Origin of the sequence: Aquimonas sp. (assembly GCF_044377145.1) — a bacterium.
Taxonomy (GTDB): Bacteria; Pseudomonadota; Gammaproteobacteria; order Xanthomonadales; family Xanthomonadaceae; genus Aquimonas.
Genome location: NZ_JBILJQ010000001.1, coordinates 69174 through 85091, shown reverse-complemented (window position 1 = coordinate 85091; position 15918 = coordinate 69174). Strand labels below are relative to the sequence as shown.

Here is a 15918-nt window from a genome sequence, read left to right as displayed (position 1 = left end):
GTTTGTGGTGTCGCTGTTCATGCCGGCCGCATTCCGCCTGTGCAGCGGGTGCGTGTCTGCATTGCCGGCCCTGATGTGTGGCTTTCGGTGGTGCGGGACAGATCTGTCGCGGGATCGATCATAGGGTCTGGGCGAGCGGAAGTTTGATCGGATTGCCCGACCGCTTAACCTGCGCGCCTCACAGCGGCGCAAACACAAACCGCCCACCAATTTCAGCTGATCGCAGTACCGCTTCCGGCAACAGCGCAATCGAGGCAATGCCCAGCGCCGCGTGCGCAGCTGTTTGCGGCAGCAGGCGGCCATAACGTTGCGCGAGCCAGGCCCAGCCGAGGCCGCCGAGGGCGGTGAGGGCCATCAGTTCGGTGTTGGGCAGGTGCAGGCCGGCGAACAGCAGGGCGGCACTGGGGAGGGCCCAGCGGCCGAGGCCCAGTGTGTTGAGGTGGGGCAACACGAAGCGCGCCAGCCACAGCTGCTGCAGGCCGGCCCAGGCGGCGTAGCGCAGCAGGCGGTCGGCGGCGAAGGCGCGGGTGTGAGTGGGCGCCAGCAGGTCGACTTCAGCACTGAGGCGCAGTGCCAACAGCAGGACCAGGCCGAGCCCGACCACGCCGATGGCGGCGAGCCATGCACTGCTTGCCTTACCGGCGGTGCTGGTCGCTGCGCACGGCCGCAGCAGCCAAAGGGCGACCAGCCAGCCCGCGAGGAGGTACGCCTCGCCTGCTTGGGCGGGGAAATCCGGCAGGCCGAGTGCGAGCAGGACGATCGGCAAGGCGGCGCCGAAGGCCAGGGCGATGCCTGACTGTCGGGCAGAGGCGGGTCGGCGTGATGCCAGCGCCGCTGCACCCGCGATAGTGAGCCCGATCACCAGCCAGGCGAGGGTCGGCACACGCTGGCGCAGCCACTGGGCTTCGATCAACCAGCTCGGCGCATTGGCGCCGATCAGCAGCTGCGGCTGAGCTTGCAGGCGTGCGTCGCGATTTGCCAGCAGATGGCTGGTGGAGCTGCGGGCGGGCAGCACGAAACGAGCTGGCAGACAGGGCCGATCGCCGCACTGGGCGGGGAGCAGGGTGAGCCGCTGCAGTTGGATTCGCTGAGGGGTGTCGCTCATCAACTGCAGGCGCAGCTGCTGCAGAGGGGCCCTGGCATCGCCGATCAGTTCGGCCAGCGGGCGCTGGATTTTCAGCTGTCCCGCGTCGCCGTTCTGAATTGGACCAAAGTCCAGATCGGGACGCAGATCCTGCGCGTGCAGCAGACGCCACTGCAACGGTTCAGCAGCGATGAACTGCAGGCGCAGGCGGCCCAATACCTCGGGATCAATCTGTCGCCCGGACAGACGCAGGCCGATATTGGCGCCACCGTCCGGCAACTGTGCGCTCAGGCCATCGGCATCTACGCGCACATCGATCAGACCCAGCGGCGGGCCGACCACGGCATCCGTGTCGCTGAACTGCCAGTCGAAGGGGCTGCCTCCAGCTGCGTACAGAGCGGCCTCGGCGTGTGCGCGGGCTTCGAGTTGTGCCGACGCACTGGCCAGGGCCAGCCACCAGAGTGCTGCGGCCAAGGCCAGCAGCAGCGCGGGTGCCAAGGCGCGCCGCACCGGCTCAGCCGGCGGCGATCAGGGTTTCGACCTTGGCGGCGCAGATCAGGTCGTTCTCGGACAGGCCGCCCACATCGTGGGTCGAGAAGCGCACCACGCAGCGGTTGTAGTGCACCGACAGATCAGGATGGTGGTCTTCGGCATGGGCGACAAAGGCCAGCGCGTTGACGAAGGCCAAGGTGCGGTAATAGTCGGCGAAATTGTAGGTCTTGCTCAGCGCCTCGCCGTTCTCGACCACGGCCCAGCCGGGCAGGGCGGTCAGCGCGGCTTCGCTGCGTGAGGGCAGCAGCAGGTGTTCGGCGCCGCGGCGCGGCTGGCAGCGCTGGCTGGCGAGGTCGGACAGCTGGATCGTGCTCATGGGGGCGTACTCATGGAGCCTGCGCGTCAAGCGACCGTGCTGATTGAACTCGCGCTCGGTCGAAGGCGGCGCTGGGCGGGCGCGAAGTATAGCGAGCACCGGCCGCGTGCCCGGCCGTGAAGGCAGGCGCGGTGTGATGCGGTACCATTTTGGTCCGATTTCAAACGCCGGCCTTCGCAATGATCCAGATCACCGACTCCGCCCAGCAGTACTTCGCCCGCCTGATCGAACAGCAGGGCGGCGATATCGCCGGTATCCGCCTGTCGGCGGTACGCGCCGGCACGCCCAGCGCAGACGCCAAGCTCGAGTTCGTCGAGGCCGTGGATCTGCAGGGCGACGAGTGGGAGATCCAGTGCCAGGGTTTCATGCTGTATCTGGATGCCGCCGGTGCCGAGTACTTCACCGATGCCGAGGTCGAGTTCGTCAGCAGCGCCACCGGCGGCCAACTGACGATCCGCGCGCCGCGCATCAAGGGTGTGCCGCCGGGTGCTGAGGCCAGCCTGGTCGAGCGCGTGAAGCATGTGCTGGAGACCGAGATCAACCCGGGCGTGGCCAGCCACGGCGGCAAAGTGTCGCTGGAGGAGATCACCGCCGACGGCATCGTGGTGCTGCGCTTCGGCGGCGGCTGCCAGGGCTGCAAGCAGGTCGACTACACGCTGAAGAACGGCGTCGAAAAAACCCTGATGCAGCGCGTGCCGGAGATTCGTGCGGTGCGGGATGCTACGGATCATGCGAAGGGTGAGATGCCGTATTTCGCCTGAGGGTGGCGGGGCGGGACTCGGGATTCGGGATTCGAAGCGGGTGGCGTGTGAGGTTGCCGGCTGGCGGTGGCGTAGTTGGTCAGAGCGGACTTCTCGCGAGCTCGCATGCCCGTGATCCCGAATCTCCGCCACGCTAACCCCGATCCTCCGCCGCCGCCAGCTTCACCGGGTCGCTCAACTCAAGTGAGCGCAACAAGACCCCCGCCTGGGTGCGATTGCGTACGCCCAAGCGTTCGAAGATCGCGCTGACGTGGGCTTTCACCGTGCGTTCCTGGATGCCGAGGCTGTCGGCGATCTGCTTGTTCAGGCGGCCTAGCGCCAGCAGTTGCAGCACGCGGATCTGCTGTGGGGTCAGCCGGGCGAGCCGGCCGGCGATCTCGCGGTCTTCCTGGCGGGCGGGGTGGGCGTCGACACGGGCTTTGAGCGCGGGCGGCAGGTAGGTTTCGCCGGCCAGTACTGCATCCAGCGCCAGCCGGATGCCGGCCAGATCGAGGCTCTTGGGCACGTAGCCCGCCGCGCCGTAGGCGAGCGCGCGGCGGATCACCTCGGCGTCGTCCTGCGCCGAAACCATCAGCACCGGCACGCCCGGAAACTCGCCGCGCAGCGCGGCCAGCCCCATCAATCCCTGGCTGCCGGGCATGTGCAGGTCGAGCAGCAGCAGATCGATTTCCGGATGCGCGGCCAGTTGGGCGCGGGCGGTGTCGAGGCTGTCGGCCTCCAGCAGCAGCATCGAGGCATCCAGCCCGCGCACCGCCTGGGCAAGTGCTGCGCGGAACAGCGGGTGGTCGTCGGCGATCAGCAGGGTACTCATGCGCCGATGGTAGCGGCTGGGTTCGTCGGCGTCGGTAGGGCAAAGGTCCAGCCCCGGCTGGATGCTGCCCCAAACCGGGGAACGCGGCGGATGCCTGCACCAAACGGGGGCGAATTGCTGCTATGCGTTTTAGGTAATAAGTTTTTAGATCAGTTGTTTAGCCTGATCAGTGCTGCAAGGCGACATGTTGGCACGGGCTGTGCTCAGGCTTCCCCGGGGATTCATCAAGGGGAGCACCACATGCGCCAGCTGCAAGCAGGGGAACACACATGAAGCTGATCACCGCGATCATCCGACCGTTCAAGCTCGACGAGGTCCGCGAGGCGCTGTCGCAGGCGGGCGTGTCGGGTATCACCATTACTGAAGTCAAAGGCTTCGGGCGCCAGAAGGGCCACACCGAGCTGTATCGCGGCGCTGAATACGTCGTCGACTTCCTACCCAAGGTGAAGATCGAAACCGCCGTTGCTGACGACCGCGTGGACGTCGTGATCGAGGCGATCAGCCAAGTGGCCCGTACCGGCAAGACCGGTGACGGCAAGATTTTTGTCACCCCCATTGACCAGGTCATCCGCATCCGCACCGGCGAGTCCGGCGCGGACGCGGTTTGAGCGCAGGGAGCACACTGATGACCACGCTCAAATTGCTGGATCGACTGCGCGAACGCTCGCTGCAGATCTGCTTGGTTCTGCTGCTGGCCAGTTCCACCGGGCTGGCGCTGGCGCAGGACACCGCGCCGCCGGTCGAGGCGCCACCCGCGGCTGAGCCAGTCGCTGAAACGGCTGCCGAACCCGGTGCCGAACCTGCGCCTGCAGTCGCCGAAGCGGTGGCCGCACCTGCCGAAGCCGCGCCTGCTGTAGCCGAGCCGCCGGCCGAGGAAGCACCTGCACCCACCGTCGACAAGGGCGATGTCACCTGGATGATGGTATCGACCCTGCTGGTGGTGATGATGGCGGTGCCAGGCCTCGCCCTGTTCTACGGCGGCCTGGTGCGCTCCAAGAACATGCTGTCCGTGCTGATGCAGGTGCTGACGGTGTTCTCGCTGATCATCGTGCTGTGGGCGGTGTACGGCTACAGCTTGGCCTTTGTCGGCGGCAATGCCTGGATCGGTTCGACCGACGCGCTGTTCCTGAAGGGCATCACCACCGAGTCGCTCGCTGCGACCTTCACCGACGGGGTGATGATCCCCGAGCTGATCTTCGTCGCCTTCCAGTCGACCTTCGCGGGCCTCACCTGCGCGCTGATCGTTGGTGCATTTGCCGAGCGCATGAAGTTCTCAGCGGTGCTGATCTTCTCCGTGATCTGGTTCAGCCTCTGCTACCTCCCGATCGCGCACATGGTCTGGGCCGCTGGCGGCTACCTGTTCGAGAAAGGCGCGCTGGACTTCGCTGGCGGCACGGTGGTGCACATCAATGCCGGTGTGGCGGGCCTGGTCGCGGCGTACATGGTCGGCAAGCGCCTCGGTTATGGGCGTGAACAGCTGGCGCCGCACAATCTGGTGCTGACCATGGTCGGCGCCTCCCTGCTGTGGGTTGGCTGGTTCGGCTTCAATGCCGGCTCCAACCTCGAAGCCAACGGTGGCACTACGCTGGCCTTCATCAACACTTTGTTTGCCACGGCGGCGGCGGTGGTGGCCTGGTCGGCTGCTGAAGGCGTGCTGCGCGGCAAGGCCTCGGTGTTGGGCGGTGCATCTGGCGCGGTCGCCGGCCTGGTGGCCATCACCCCGGCCTGCGGAATGGTCGGCCCGATGGGCGCTATCGCGATCGGCGCGATCTCCGGCATCGTGTGTTTCTGGGGTGTCACTGGGTTGAAGCGCCTGCTGAAGGTCGATGACACCGCCGATGTGTTCGGTGTGCATGGCGTCGGCGGCATCGTTGGCGCGCTGCTGACCGGCGTGTTCGCGGCACCCAGCCTGGGCGGCGGCGGCGCTGAGGACTTCTCGATCGCAAGCCAGGTCGCGATCCAGGCCGAAGCGGTGGTGATCACCATCGTGTGGTCGGGCGTGGTGGCCTTTGTGGCGCTGTTCCTGATCCGGTTGGTGATCGGTCTGCGCGCCAGCGATGACGAGCAGCGCGAAGGTCTGGACCTCAGCTCGCACGGCGAGTCGGCCTACAACTGAAGCATCGCCGCCGCTCGCGTCGGGGGATGCGGACGGCGGAATTCTGGGGGTGGAAGTGAACGGCCACGGAGGGCCGACGCAACAAGGGCAATGAGCTCACTGGGCGCTCGTTGCCAGGTGCACGACTGTCGTTCGCGGGGGCTGCGGCAGTCGGGTCGGGAAGCGAAGCCGGTGCAAGCCGGTTTCGCTTCCTTTTTTCGATATGGGGTTGGCCAATACGTGCGTTGTCTGCGGGTGGCGCTGCGCCCGTTGATGCAAACGGCCCCATCTGCCCTGCGGTGTGCGTGCCCGGCGCTGGACCAAAGTACGATGGTCGGCATCGGTCGCAGCGAACAGCATCCCGGCATGCCCATTTTCCGAATCGCCAGCCTCGCGCTGGCCTGCCTGCTCGCCGCCTGCGCCGCGCGTCCACCCGCGACCACCGGAGAGAGCCCGATGCTGCGTTCCGACATTCGCGTCAGCGTGCACCGGCACGCTGATGACCTGCTCAGCGCGGGGCTGGGCCTTGAGGGCCTGCGCAGCCCACAGCCGCCGGTGCTGGCGGACCCGCAGGCGGCAACGACAGTCGAACTGCGCCGACGTGCGATCTGGGCCAACTGGCGCGGTATCGCTGATCTCGCCCCGGGCGGCGGATTCGGCGAGGTCTACGGCCGCATGCCGAGCGTGCCCGGGCGCGAGTTCCAGGCGTTGATGACGTTGCCGGGCGCACGCCATCCGCACCGCGTGCTGCTGCAGCTGCCCGACAGCTTTGATGCGCGTGCGCGCTGCCTCATCGTTACGGCCTCGTCGGGCTCGCGCGGCATCTACGGCGCGATCGCCTTGGCCGGTGGCTGGGGCCTGCCGCGCGGCTGTGCGGTGGCCTACACCGACAAGGCAGCCGGCACCGGCTGGTTCGACCTCGCCAGCGGCGACGGCGTGGCGCTTGATGGCAGCCTCAGCAGCGCGCCCGCCGAGTTCAGCGTAGAGCGAGTCGCCGCGGATCTGCCACTGGTGGCGATCAAGCACGCGCATTCAGGCGACCACGCCGAAGCCGACTGGGGCCGACATCTGCGCCAGGCCGCCGAGTTCGGCCTGCAGCAGCTGTCGGCGGCTTTGCCGGCGCAGGCGCCGTTCACCTTCGACAACACCCGCGTGATCGCGGTCGGTGTTTCCAACGGCGGCGCGGCGGTGCTGCGTGCGGCTGCCGATGAAGAGCCCTGGCTGGATGCGGCAATGGCATTGGCGCCGAACGTGCACGTGGCCGATGCCGGCAGGCCGGCCTTCGACTACGGCAGCGAGGCGGGTCTGTTGATGCCTTGCGCGCTGCTCGATGCGCGCTTCGATGCGACACCGTTTGCGCGCAGCGACGGGCAGCCCGCCCCGCTGTGGGAGCAGGCCTGCGACCTGGCTCATGCGCGCGGACTGCTGGCAGCGCCGACCCGGCAAGGCCAGATCGCCGAGGCCCTGCAGCGGCTGCAGGGCGGCGGCTGGACGCTGGATGCGCTGCAGGCCGGTGCACTCAGCGTCAGCTTCGAAATGTGGCGCTCGGTCGGTGCGATCTACGCCTCCGCCTATCTGCGTCGCGGCCCGCTGAACATGCCCTGCGGGTTCAGCACGGCCCTGGTCGACAGCGCTGGCCAGCCGCGCGCTGCCAGCCGCGTGGAGCGCGGCCTGTGGTGGAGCGATGGCTCGGGCATTCCGCCCTCGGCCGGCGTGCAATTGATCTCACCGCCGGAAGCCGATGCTGTGCCTGGTCTGGCCGGACTGCCTTGCCTGCGTGCGCTGTGGTCGGGTGATGACACCGATGCGCGAACGCTCAAATCCGCGATCGCCGAAACCCACGCCGGCCCACCGCGCGCTGGCCTGCCGCTGATCGTCGCCCACGGCCTCGACGACGGCCTGATCCCGGAAGCCTTCAGCAGCGCGGCCTACGTCGCCCAGGCCGAGGCTGCGGGTCGGCCACTGCGCTACTGGCAGCTGCCGCACGTGCAGCACTTCGACGGCTTCCTCGGCCTGCCGCCGCTGGCCGCCCGCTACCTGCCGCTGCTGCCCTATGGCTACCGCGCGCTGGACCTGCTGTGGGCGGATCTTGAGGCCGGCCGAACGCCGATCAATGAGCGCAAGCGCATTCAATCTCGCGCCCGCGGCGGTGATGCCGCGGGCGTCGCACCGCTGAGTGCAGAACACCTGGGTCTGCCGGGCGGTTGATGCCGCTCGCTTCGGCGGCCGCAGGCACGTCAATACAACCCGAAAGCGCCAACCCATCCGACATCGCCGCGCTTGCATGACAGCGCCGAACGGCGCGGCATGGAAGACCTTCACCTGTGTGGCGCCGCTGCGCTGCAGGCGCAGCGCTTGTGTGCCCGCCGCGACCGCCGATCCCGCTGCACGCCCGCTGTCCGCATTCTCTCTCCCCATCGCGCCAAGTCGCTGCACACCCCTGTGCTAGCATCCCGCGCACTCGCCAAAGCCCGTCCGCGCTGCCTGCGCAGGGCCTCGGCCACCTGTTCGCCTACAGAACCAGTGAGGGGCTCATGAGCGCCGCAACGCCGGATTTCGCGTCATTCGACCCTGCCCGCATCGCCGAGCAGGTCATGGGCTTCTGGGGTGGCCTGATGCGCCCGGCACCGCCGCCGCCGCCGTCGCCATTCGCAGCATTTCAGCAGATGTTCGGACAGCCGCCGGCACCGCAGATGCCGGGCATGGATCTGTTCGCTCAGGCGCAGAAGGCTTTTGGCCAGCTGCAGGCGGCGCTGATGCCGATGCTCGAAGGGCAGAAGCTCGACGCTGACGGCATCCTGCAGATGTGGCAGAAGACCTTCGGCGATGCGCCAATGCTGCCGCCCGCACTGATGTTGCCTTCGTTCATGGCGCCGCTTTCCGGCGGCGGCTCGCCGGCCTTCGCGGCTGAGCTGCGCGGCGCGCTGGGTTCGGCTCCGCTGGGCCTGATGCGCGAACACCAGGAGCGTCTGCAGGCCTACGCGCAAAGCCAGATCGACCTGCACAGCGCGATGGAGCGCTACACAACCCTGATGCAGAAAGTGCAGCGCGAGGGCATGGGCCGTTTCGAGGCCAAGCTGCGCGCGCACAGCGAGCCCGGCAAGCAGCTCGGTTCCGCGCGCGCCCTGTTCGATCTGTGGGTCGATGCGGCCGAGGAGGCCTTCGCCGAAGCCGCGCTCAGCGCCGAGTACCGGCACATCTACGGTGAGCTGGTGAACGCGCAGATGCGCCAGCGCCAGTGCGGTCAGGCGATCGTTGAAGAGCAGCTGAAATCGCTGGGCCTGCCCTCGCGCGGCGAGCTCGATTCCAGCCACAAGCGTGCCTACGAAATGCAGCGCGAGCTGCGCGCGCTGAAGAGCCGGCTGGCCGAGCTTGAGCTGGCACAGGCACAGGCATCTGGCGCATCGACTGCCGCCGTTGCGGCTCAGCGCCCGGAAGCTGCCCCGGCATCCGCATCAGCGCCCGCTGGCGCTGAGTTGGCCGCCAAGCCGGTAGCGAAGATCAAACCCGTACGCGTCACCTCCGCGCGCGCCCAACCGGTCGCTCCAGCGAAGCCGCTCGCCAAGGCCAAGGCCGCGGCTGTGACCAAGGCTGCGCCGGTCAGGCCCGAGGCCCCCGCGCCCGAATCGATCAAGCCTGAACTCACCAAGGCTGAAGTCACCAAGGCCGATGCCGCCAAGCCGCGCCCCGCCAAGTCATCGCCACGTTCCTCAACGAGTGCGGCCAAGTCGACCATGAAGTCGAGCACCCGCCGCAAATCGCTGCCGCCGCTGGCCGCCGTCACCCCCAAGGCGCCGCCCGCGCGCAGCCGCAAGGGAAGCTAAGTCATGTTCGATAACAAATTGCCCAACTTCCCGATGCCGACGATGATCGGCCCGCTCGACTTCAACCCCGCCAAACTCATGCAGGATTTCTACACCGCCCAGCAGAAGCTGCAGGCCGGTCTGGAAGCCCTGCAGAAGGTCGGCGATGTCGACTACGGCGCCACCCAGAAGGAGCTGGTCTGGCAGGACGGCCGCGTGCGCCTGTACCGCTACCGTGGCGAGCGTGCGCCCACCGCCAGCGTGCCGATCCTGATCTGCTACGCCCTGGTCAACCGCCCGTACATGGTCGACCTGCAGCACGATCGCTCGCTGGTGCGCCAGCTGCTGGCGCGTGGTGAGGACATCTACATCATCGACTGGGGCTACCCGGACCGCAGCCACCGCTACGAAACCCTCGACGACTACATCAACGGCTACCTGCACGCCTGTGTCACCGAGGTCTGCAGGCGCCACACGCTGGAGTCTATCAACCTGCTCGGCGTCTGCCAGGGCGGCGCGTTCTCGCTGTGCTACAGCGCCCTGCACCCCGAGCGCGTGCGCAACCTCATCACCATGGTCACCCCGGTGGATTTCCACACCCCGGACAACATGCTCAGCAGCTGGACCCGCAACCTGGATGTCGACCTGTTCGTCGACACCCTGGGCAACGTGCCGGCCGACCTGATGAACCTGTGCTACCTGACGCTCAAGCCCTACCGCCTGTTCCTGCAGAAATACGTCAGCTTCGTCGACGTGATGGACGACCCGGTGGAAGTCGAGAACTTCATGCGCATGGAGCGCTGGATCTTCGATTCGCCCGATCAGGTCGGCGAAGCCTTCCGCCAGTTCATCAAGGACTTCTACCAGGGCAACAAACTGATGCGCGGCGACCTGTTCATCGGCGAACAGCGCGTCGATCTGCGCAACCTGCGCTGCCCCATCCTCAACATCTACGCCGAGCAAGACCACCTGGTGCCGCCTGGCGCCTCCAAGGCGCTGAAGTCCGTCGCTGGCAGCACCGACTACACCGAACTCAGCTTCCGCGGCGGCCACATCGGCATCTATGTCTCCGGCCGGGCGCAGCGCGAGGTGCCGGGGGCGATTGAGGAGTGGTTGAGGAAGCGGTGATGGCAATGAAGCGACTTGCTAGGGCGCACGAGGTGATCTGATCCGAGCTCCTCTTGGAATGCCTTGTGCGTGCCGCTTGCTGACGCTTGAAAATGCATAGGCCTTGACGCGCTGGGTTCGCTCGACCGTGTTGCCGGGTAGCGATCGGTTCTTGCAGCAGGCGTCGAGTTGCGCCCTCCGATTCACCACGAGGATTCGACCGATGTCCAGGATTCGCCTGTTCGGTTTGATTGTTGGACTCGCCGCCTGCATGCCCGCACCAGCCTGCGAATGCGCTTTCGGGCCGCTTTCGCAGGACACCGTGGAGCATGCAGAGCAGGTATTTGTTTTCCAGCTGGTCGCCGCTGAGCACATCGATTCAGGCGAGCGTTCCCCTGGCGAGGTTGCAGCGACGATTCGAGTGATGGACGTCCTGCTTGGCGCCAAGCCGCCCACGAGAATGCGTTACTCGACGTTCTGGTGCTGCGGATCGAGCCTGCATCTTGGGCACTACTACGCCGCCATTCTGCCGAGCGCCGGCATTGACGATTTCTTCGGAACTGCCGGCAATCTGCTGCCGCTGGGAGAGTTCTTTGAACCCCAGAAGATCGAGCGCCTGCGCCGAGTCATCGATGGCCACGCCACCTTGGAAGCGTGCTTCGGAGAGTGGCCGTCGGCTCGTATCGACATCATCCCGCCTCCGCCACCCCCGCCGACATCGGGAGACGCGGGGACCTTGCCCGTGCCAGCAGAGCTGGATGCATGTTGAAGCACTGGTTGAGCGCACTGTTCGGCGCGCGTTCGGAGCAGTCCGGAGCAGAATCTCTCGACGCTGCGTTTCCGCCCGAAGTGCTGGTGATTCCGCATGACGATCATCACGGTCGTTTCGTGGGGAAACTGCCGAACGGCGAGGGCGTGTTCATCACCACGCCGTTTACCTGCGGGTCCAAGCCACAGGACTCGCGCGAGTTCCTGGCCCTGTACCGCTTCAGCTCCGCCGGTGACCTGCTGGAGGCGCGCATCGAGTCGCTGGGTAGCCGCGCGGATCTGGTCGGCGCCCGCAATGCTGCCGCCTTGCCTGGCAATGTCGCCGCCGATAATCCCACCGTGCAGTCGCGTATCGAGGTCTGGCTGCGACAACTGCCGGGGCTCGTGCTGGGCGACATCGTGGCGAAGCCGTTCCGCGTGCATCAACACGGCCTGGATTTCGGTCTGATTCCCGATTCGCAAGAAGACTGCGAAGCGGACGAAGCCTTCGATCCGGTCTACGTCACTCTGCTACCGGGCAACTACATGGCATTCATGGCGCCATGGGACGGCAGTTACGACACTTGATGGCGTCTTGGGGCGGTGCCGATCGGTGGCTGGATTCGAACCGGTTGGATGTCGGCGGCTTTCGATGCATGGCTGCGGACTGAAGCGAACAATCGAAAGCTCCTTGTCCGCAGGATCGGCGCTGCCCACGGCGCGTGGACAGGGCCGTATTCGTGGACATCGTGTACTGGGCGGCCTCCGCCAGCGCGAATCCGCGCTCCGCGGATGACTTCTGGGCAACTGATGAACCGGCAAGCCGAAGCTGTCTTTGGCGCCGGTCGCAGATCGCCAATCGAGCCGCGAAAACCGCACCGTGTACCCTCGCGGCCATGCATGTCCGAAACCTTCGCCTCGCCCTGCTGCTGCCCCTGGCCCTGCTCACCGCTTGTGCCACCCCACCCGCATCGCGGCAGCCACAGCGCAGCGCGGAGGAAGTGCGGGTGCAGCTGACCGACTTGCTGCCGGCGCGGCTGGATCAGCGCGAGGGCTGGGCGCGGGATATCGAGGCGGCGTTTACGCATTTGCAGCTGTTGCCCAGCACCGAGAACCTGTGCGCGGCGCTGGCGATGATCGAGCAGGAGACGGGGTATTCCGCCAATCCGACCGTGCCCAATCTGCCGCGGATCGCGCGTGGCGAGATCGAGCGCCGGGCGGCGCGGCTGAAGATTCCGAAGCTCGCGGTCTCGGCGGTGCTGCGCCTGCCTTCGGGCGATGGCCGCAACTTCGATCAGCGTCTGCAGGCGCTGCGCACCGAGAAGGACATGAGCGACCTGTTCGAGGAGTTGATCGCGCGGGTGCCGCTGGGGCAGACCCTGTTCGACTCCGCCAACCCGGTGCGTACCGGTGGATCGATGCAGGTGGCGATCGCGTTCGCCGAGGCGCATGCGCGCCGCCAGCCCTATCCGTACGGCGTTGAGCTGTCGATCCGCGACGAGGTGTTCAGCCGCCGCGGCGGTGTGTATTTCGGCATCGCCCATCTGCTGCAGTATCCGAACTCGTATTCGCGCCATATCTACCGCTACGCCGACTTCAATGCCGGCTGGTACGCCAGCCGCAACGCGGCCTTCCAGAACGCGGTGGCGCGCTTGAGCGGGGTGGATCTGGTGCCGGATGGCGATCTGCGTCTGCCGGATGCCGGCCTGCTCAATCGTCGGCCGAGCCAGACCCAGGCCGCGACCTTCGCGCTTGCCGATCGGCTGGGCCTGAGCGAGTCGCGCATCCGCCGCGATTTCGCGCGCGAGGATCGTTTCGACTTCGAACAGACCGACACCTGGCGCGCAGTGTTCGCGCAGGCCGATGCGGAGGCGGGCGCTGCGCTGCCGCGTGCGGTGATTCCGCGCATCACCCTGCAGAGCCCGAAGATCACCCGCACCCTCACCACCGAGTGGTTCGTCAATCGCGTGCAGACGCGCTATCAGCAGTGCATCAATCGGGCCTATCGCTGAGTGCGCTCGCAGCTGCGTCGGATCGTGATGGCTCGCAGCCGCAGCCGTACAAGATGCGCTGCTGCCATCGACGCTCGCGTGCCCATGACGGCGGCAGACGGCCGGCGCTGTCCGTGTCATCAGCGCGTTATCGGCTCCAGCCGCGGCAGCATCAGTTCGGCCAGCCACTGCATGAACACCTGCACCCGCCGCGGCAGGTGGCGGCGGTTGGCATAGACCAGCGAGACCGGCATCGGCGCGGCGATATGGGTCGGCAGGATCTCGATCAGTCGCCCGGCCGCCAGATGCTCGCTCACGCCTGCATATGGCACCTGGATGATGCCGAGGCCGGCAAGACAGGCGGACTCGTACGCGAAGGTGGCATTGACGGTCAGTGCGGCGGACATCATTCGCTCATGCACGCTGCCGTCTGCATCGACGTATTCGAAACCCTCGACCTGTCCACCCAGACTGGGCTGATAGTGGATCAGGCGGTGTGTCGCCAGATCCTCCAGCGTTTGCGGGACGCCATGAACGGCGAGGTAGGCGGGGCTGGCGCAGTTGACCATGCGGTACTGCCCCAGCGCGCGCGCGATCAGGCTGGGTTCGACCACGGCGCCGACCCGCAGCACGCAGTCGAAACCCTCGCGCACCAGGTCGACGCGGCGGTCGCTGGAAGAGAGCTCGATCTCCAGCGCCGGGTGCGCCCGCAGAAATTCAGGCAAGCGCGGCAGCACCACATCGCGCGCCACCGCCTGCGGCATGTCGACGCGCAGGCGGCCGCGCAGATCGGTGGGGTCGGCCTGGAACAGGCTCTGCAGTTCATCCATATCGGCCAGCAGGTCGCGGCTGCGCTCGTAGAAGATCTGGCCGTCCTGGGTGATCTGCACGCGGCGGGTGGTCCGGTGCAGCAGGCGGGTGCCGAGCCGGCTTTCCCACTGCTGCACTGCGGTCGAGACGCTGGCCTTGGGCAGGCCGAGCTGTTCGGCCGCAGCACTGAAGCTGGACAGCTCGGCCACGCGCACGAAGATGCGCATCGCTTCCAGTGAATTCATGGGGCGTGCGCTCCTATTGTCTGTTAGGCGCGAACAGTATGGCCGCGCATCGCTCGTTTATCGCGGCTTCCGACGCCAATAAAGTGCGTCAACGGCCACATCCCCCGGCTGCCCCAAGGAGAAACCCATGAACCGCAAGATCGCCCTGATTACCGGTGGCAGCCGTGGCCTCGGCCGCGATGCCGCGCTGAAGCTTGCCGCGCGCGGAGTGGATGTGATCCTCACCTACCGTAGCCAAGCCGCGGAGGCGCAGGCGGTGGTGGAGCAGGTGCAGGCGCTGGGCGGCCGCGCCCAGGCCTTGGCGCTGGATGCAGGCGACATCGGCAGTTTTCCCGCCTTCGTGGCGCGGGTGGGCGAGACGCTGCACACGCACTGGCAGCGCGGGCAGTTCAACTACCTGTTGAACAATGCCGGCATGGGCGAACACGCCAGTTTTGCCGACACCACCGAAGCGCAGTTCGATAGGCTTCTGAACGTGCACTTCAAGGGGGTGTTCTTTCTCACCCAGCAGCTGTTGCCCCTGATCGCCGACGGCGGACGCATTCTCAATGTCTCGTCGGGCCTGGCCCGGTTCTCGCTGCCCGGCTACGCCGCCTACGCGTCGATGAAAGGAGCGATTGAAGTCCTGACGCGCTACCTGGCGCTTGAACTCGGCCCACGCCGGATCGCGGTCAACGTGATTGCCCCGGGCGCGATCGAGACCGACTTCGGCGGCGGTGCGGTGCGCGACAACGCCCAGCTGAACGCCATGATCGCCGGCCAGACCGCGCTGGGCAGGGTCGGCCAGCCGGACGATATCGGCAAGGCCATGGCCCTGCTGTTGTCGGAGGATGCCGGCTGGATCAACGGCCAGCGGGTCGAAGTGGCGGGCGGTGTGCAGCTTTGATCGACGCAGCGCAAGCGCCGAGTCGCGCGCCTTGACTACGGCGCAGTTGAGGAACCACCGGAGCGCGCGCGGCCGCACGCCGCCGCGCCTGACTGCCCGCTAGCCGAGCTCAGCGCGGGCCTGCGCGGTATAGCCCACCAGCGCAGGAAAGAAGCGGGCGAAGCACGCCTCGGCCTGCACTTCATGCGTGCGCAGGATCGGCAGACAGGCACCAGTTGATCGCCGCGGCGCGACAGCCGGTGCGCGATGCGCTCGACGGCACGATCGACCGTTGCCCGCGCCCGGTAGCTGCCCAGCCAGTCGCCCGCCGTCATCAGTGGCGCGATCGTTCGCAGGCGGTCGGGCAAGTGGCTGGCGTGTTGCAGCAGTACGCGATAGGCGCGGCGGCTGAACTCATCCAGCGGCTGCGGGTGATGCGCGGGCCAGTCGCGCGCCAGCAGGTGGTCGAAGTAGACATCCAGCAGGATGCCGGCATAGCGACGTGGGCCCTGCGGAAACAGCGCCCTGATGGCGAGCACATCCGGGTGCGCATCGGTGTAGCTGTCGATGCGGCGGTGCTCCTGGATCTCGCGACGCACCGCCGGCGGATAGTCGCCCAGATTCGAGCCGCCGACGAAGTCGCCCAACATCGCGCCGAGCATGGCTTCGTCGCTGTGCTGGGCAAGATAGAGATGGGCGAGGTAGTTCATGGGCCGAAGTAGCGGTGCGGT

Annotated in this window: 15 protein-coding genes; 10 read left to right on the top strand and 5 right to left on the bottom strand. The window is 67.0% G+C overall.

Going from position 1 to position 15918, the window contains the following annotated elements; translation table 11 throughout:
* Window positions 1-178: 178 nt before the first annotated feature.
* Window positions 179-1582: a CPBP family intramembrane glutamic endopeptidase gene (locus ACIQ7H_RS00370; RefSeq protein WP_395787219.1), complete on the bottom strand. Its 1404-nt coding sequence runs from the start codon at window positions 1580-1582 to the stop codon at window positions 179-181.
* A 16-nt stretch (window positions 1583-1598) separates the two neighbouring features.
* Entirely contained in the window at window positions 1599-1952 is a 354-nt protein-coding gene (locus tag ACIQ7H_RS00365; protein ID WP_395787215.1) for a 4a-hydroxytetrahydrobiopterin dehydratase, read from the bottom strand.
* A 179-nt stretch (window positions 1953-2131) separates the two neighbouring features.
* On the opposite strand from ACIQ7H_RS00365, the gene ACIQ7H_RS00360 reads away from it, so the two are divergent.
* Window positions 2132-2713, top strand: a complete 582-nt coding sequence (locus ACIQ7H_RS00360; RefSeq protein WP_395787212.1) for an NfuA family Fe-S biogenesis protein — start codon at window positions 2132-2134, stop codon at window positions 2711-2713.
* A gap of 133 nt (window positions 2714-2846) precedes the next feature.
* Here ACIQ7H_RS00360 and ACIQ7H_RS00355 read toward each other — a convergent pair whose 3' ends face one another.
* Complete coding sequence (locus ACIQ7H_RS00355; RefSeq protein WP_395787209.1) at window positions 2847-3524, bottom strand: response regulator; 678 nt, start codon at window positions 3522-3524, stop codon at window positions 2847-2849.
* Between the two features lie 269 nt (window positions 3525-3793).
* Between ACIQ7H_RS00355 and ACIQ7H_RS00350 the strand changes: the two genes are divergently transcribed.
* The 8 genes from ACIQ7H_RS00350 to ACIQ7H_RS00315 all read left to right on the top strand — a co-directional run bounded on the left by ACIQ7H_RS00350 (window position 3794) and on the right by ACIQ7H_RS00315 (window position 13288).
* The gene (locus tag ACIQ7H_RS00350; RefSeq protein ID WP_395787207.1) at window positions 3794-4132 is read left to right on the top strand and encodes a P-II family nitrogen regulator; all 339 of its coding nucleotides are present in this window, start codon (window positions 3794-3796) and stop codon (window positions 4130-4132) included.
* Window positions 4133-4149: 17 nt separating this feature from the next.
* A complete protein-coding gene (locus ACIQ7H_RS00345; RefSeq protein WP_395787204.1) occupies window positions 4150-5640 on the top strand; it encodes an ammonium transporter in 1491 nt (496 codons plus the stop codon).
* 345 nt (window positions 5641-5985) lie between these two features.
* Complete coding sequence (locus tag ACIQ7H_RS00340) at window positions 5986-7827, top strand: 3-hydroxybutyrate oligomer hydrolase family protein (RefSeq protein WP_395787202.1); 1842 nt, start codon at window positions 5986-5988, stop codon at window positions 7825-7827.
* Between the two features lie 326 nt (window positions 7828-8153).
* A complete protein-coding gene (gene phaE / locus ACIQ7H_RS00335) occupies window positions 8154-9443 on the top strand; it encodes a class III poly(R)-hydroxyalkanoic acid synthase subunit PhaE (RefSeq protein ID WP_395787200.1) in 1290 nt (429 codons plus the stop codon).
* Between the two features lie 42 nt (window positions 9444-9485).
* Entirely contained in the window at window positions 9486-10550 is a 1065-nt protein-coding gene (gene phaC, locus ACIQ7H_RS00330) for a class III poly(R)-hydroxyalkanoic acid synthase subunit PhaC (RefSeq protein WP_395787512.1), read from the top strand.
* 202 nt (window positions 10551-10752) lie between these two features.
* A complete protein-coding gene (locus tag ACIQ7H_RS00325) occupies window positions 10753-11298 on the top strand; it encodes a hypothetical protein (RefSeq protein WP_395787198.1) in 546 nt (181 codons plus the stop codon).
* Window positions 11292-11864, top strand: coding sequence for a hypothetical protein (locus tag ACIQ7H_RS00320; RefSeq protein WP_395787196.1), 573 nt, complete (start codon window positions 11292-11294; stop codon window positions 11862-11864). Before ACIQ7H_RS00325 ends, ACIQ7H_RS00320 begins: the two co-directional genes overlap by 7 nt.
* A 308-nt stretch (window positions 11865-12172) precedes the next feature.
* Window positions 12173-13288 carry a DUF1615 domain-containing protein gene (locus tag ACIQ7H_RS00315; RefSeq protein ID WP_395787194.1) on the top strand — a complete coding sequence of 372 codons (1116 nt, stop codon included), beginning with the start codon at window positions 12173-12175 and terminating at the stop codon, window positions 13286-13288.
* A gap of 119 nt (window positions 13289-13407) precedes the next feature.
* Here ACIQ7H_RS00315 and ACIQ7H_RS00310 read toward each other — a convergent pair whose 3' ends face one another.
* On the bottom strand, window positions 13408-14322 hold the full coding sequence (locus tag ACIQ7H_RS00310; RefSeq protein ID WP_395787192.1) for a LysR family transcriptional regulator: 915 nt from the start codon (window positions 14320-14322) through the stop codon (window positions 13408-13410).
* Between the two features lie 127 nt (window positions 14323-14449).
* On the opposite strand from ACIQ7H_RS00310, the gene ACIQ7H_RS00305 reads away from it, so the two are divergent.
* On the top strand, window positions 14450-15208 hold the full coding sequence (locus ACIQ7H_RS00305) for an SDR family NAD(P)-dependent oxidoreductase (RefSeq protein WP_395787190.1): 759 nt from the start codon (window positions 14450-14452) through the stop codon (window positions 15206-15208).
* Between the two features lie 35 nt (window positions 15209-15243).
* Here the strand turns inward: ACIQ7H_RS00305 and ACIQ7H_RS00300 are convergent, their stop codons facing one another.
* The gene (locus ACIQ7H_RS00300) at window positions 15244-15897 is read right to left on the bottom strand and encodes an ACP phosphodiesterase (protein WP_395787188.1); all 654 of its coding nucleotides are present in this window, start codon (window positions 15895-15897) and stop codon (window positions 15244-15246) included.
* Window positions 15898-15918 lie beyond the last annotated feature (21 nt).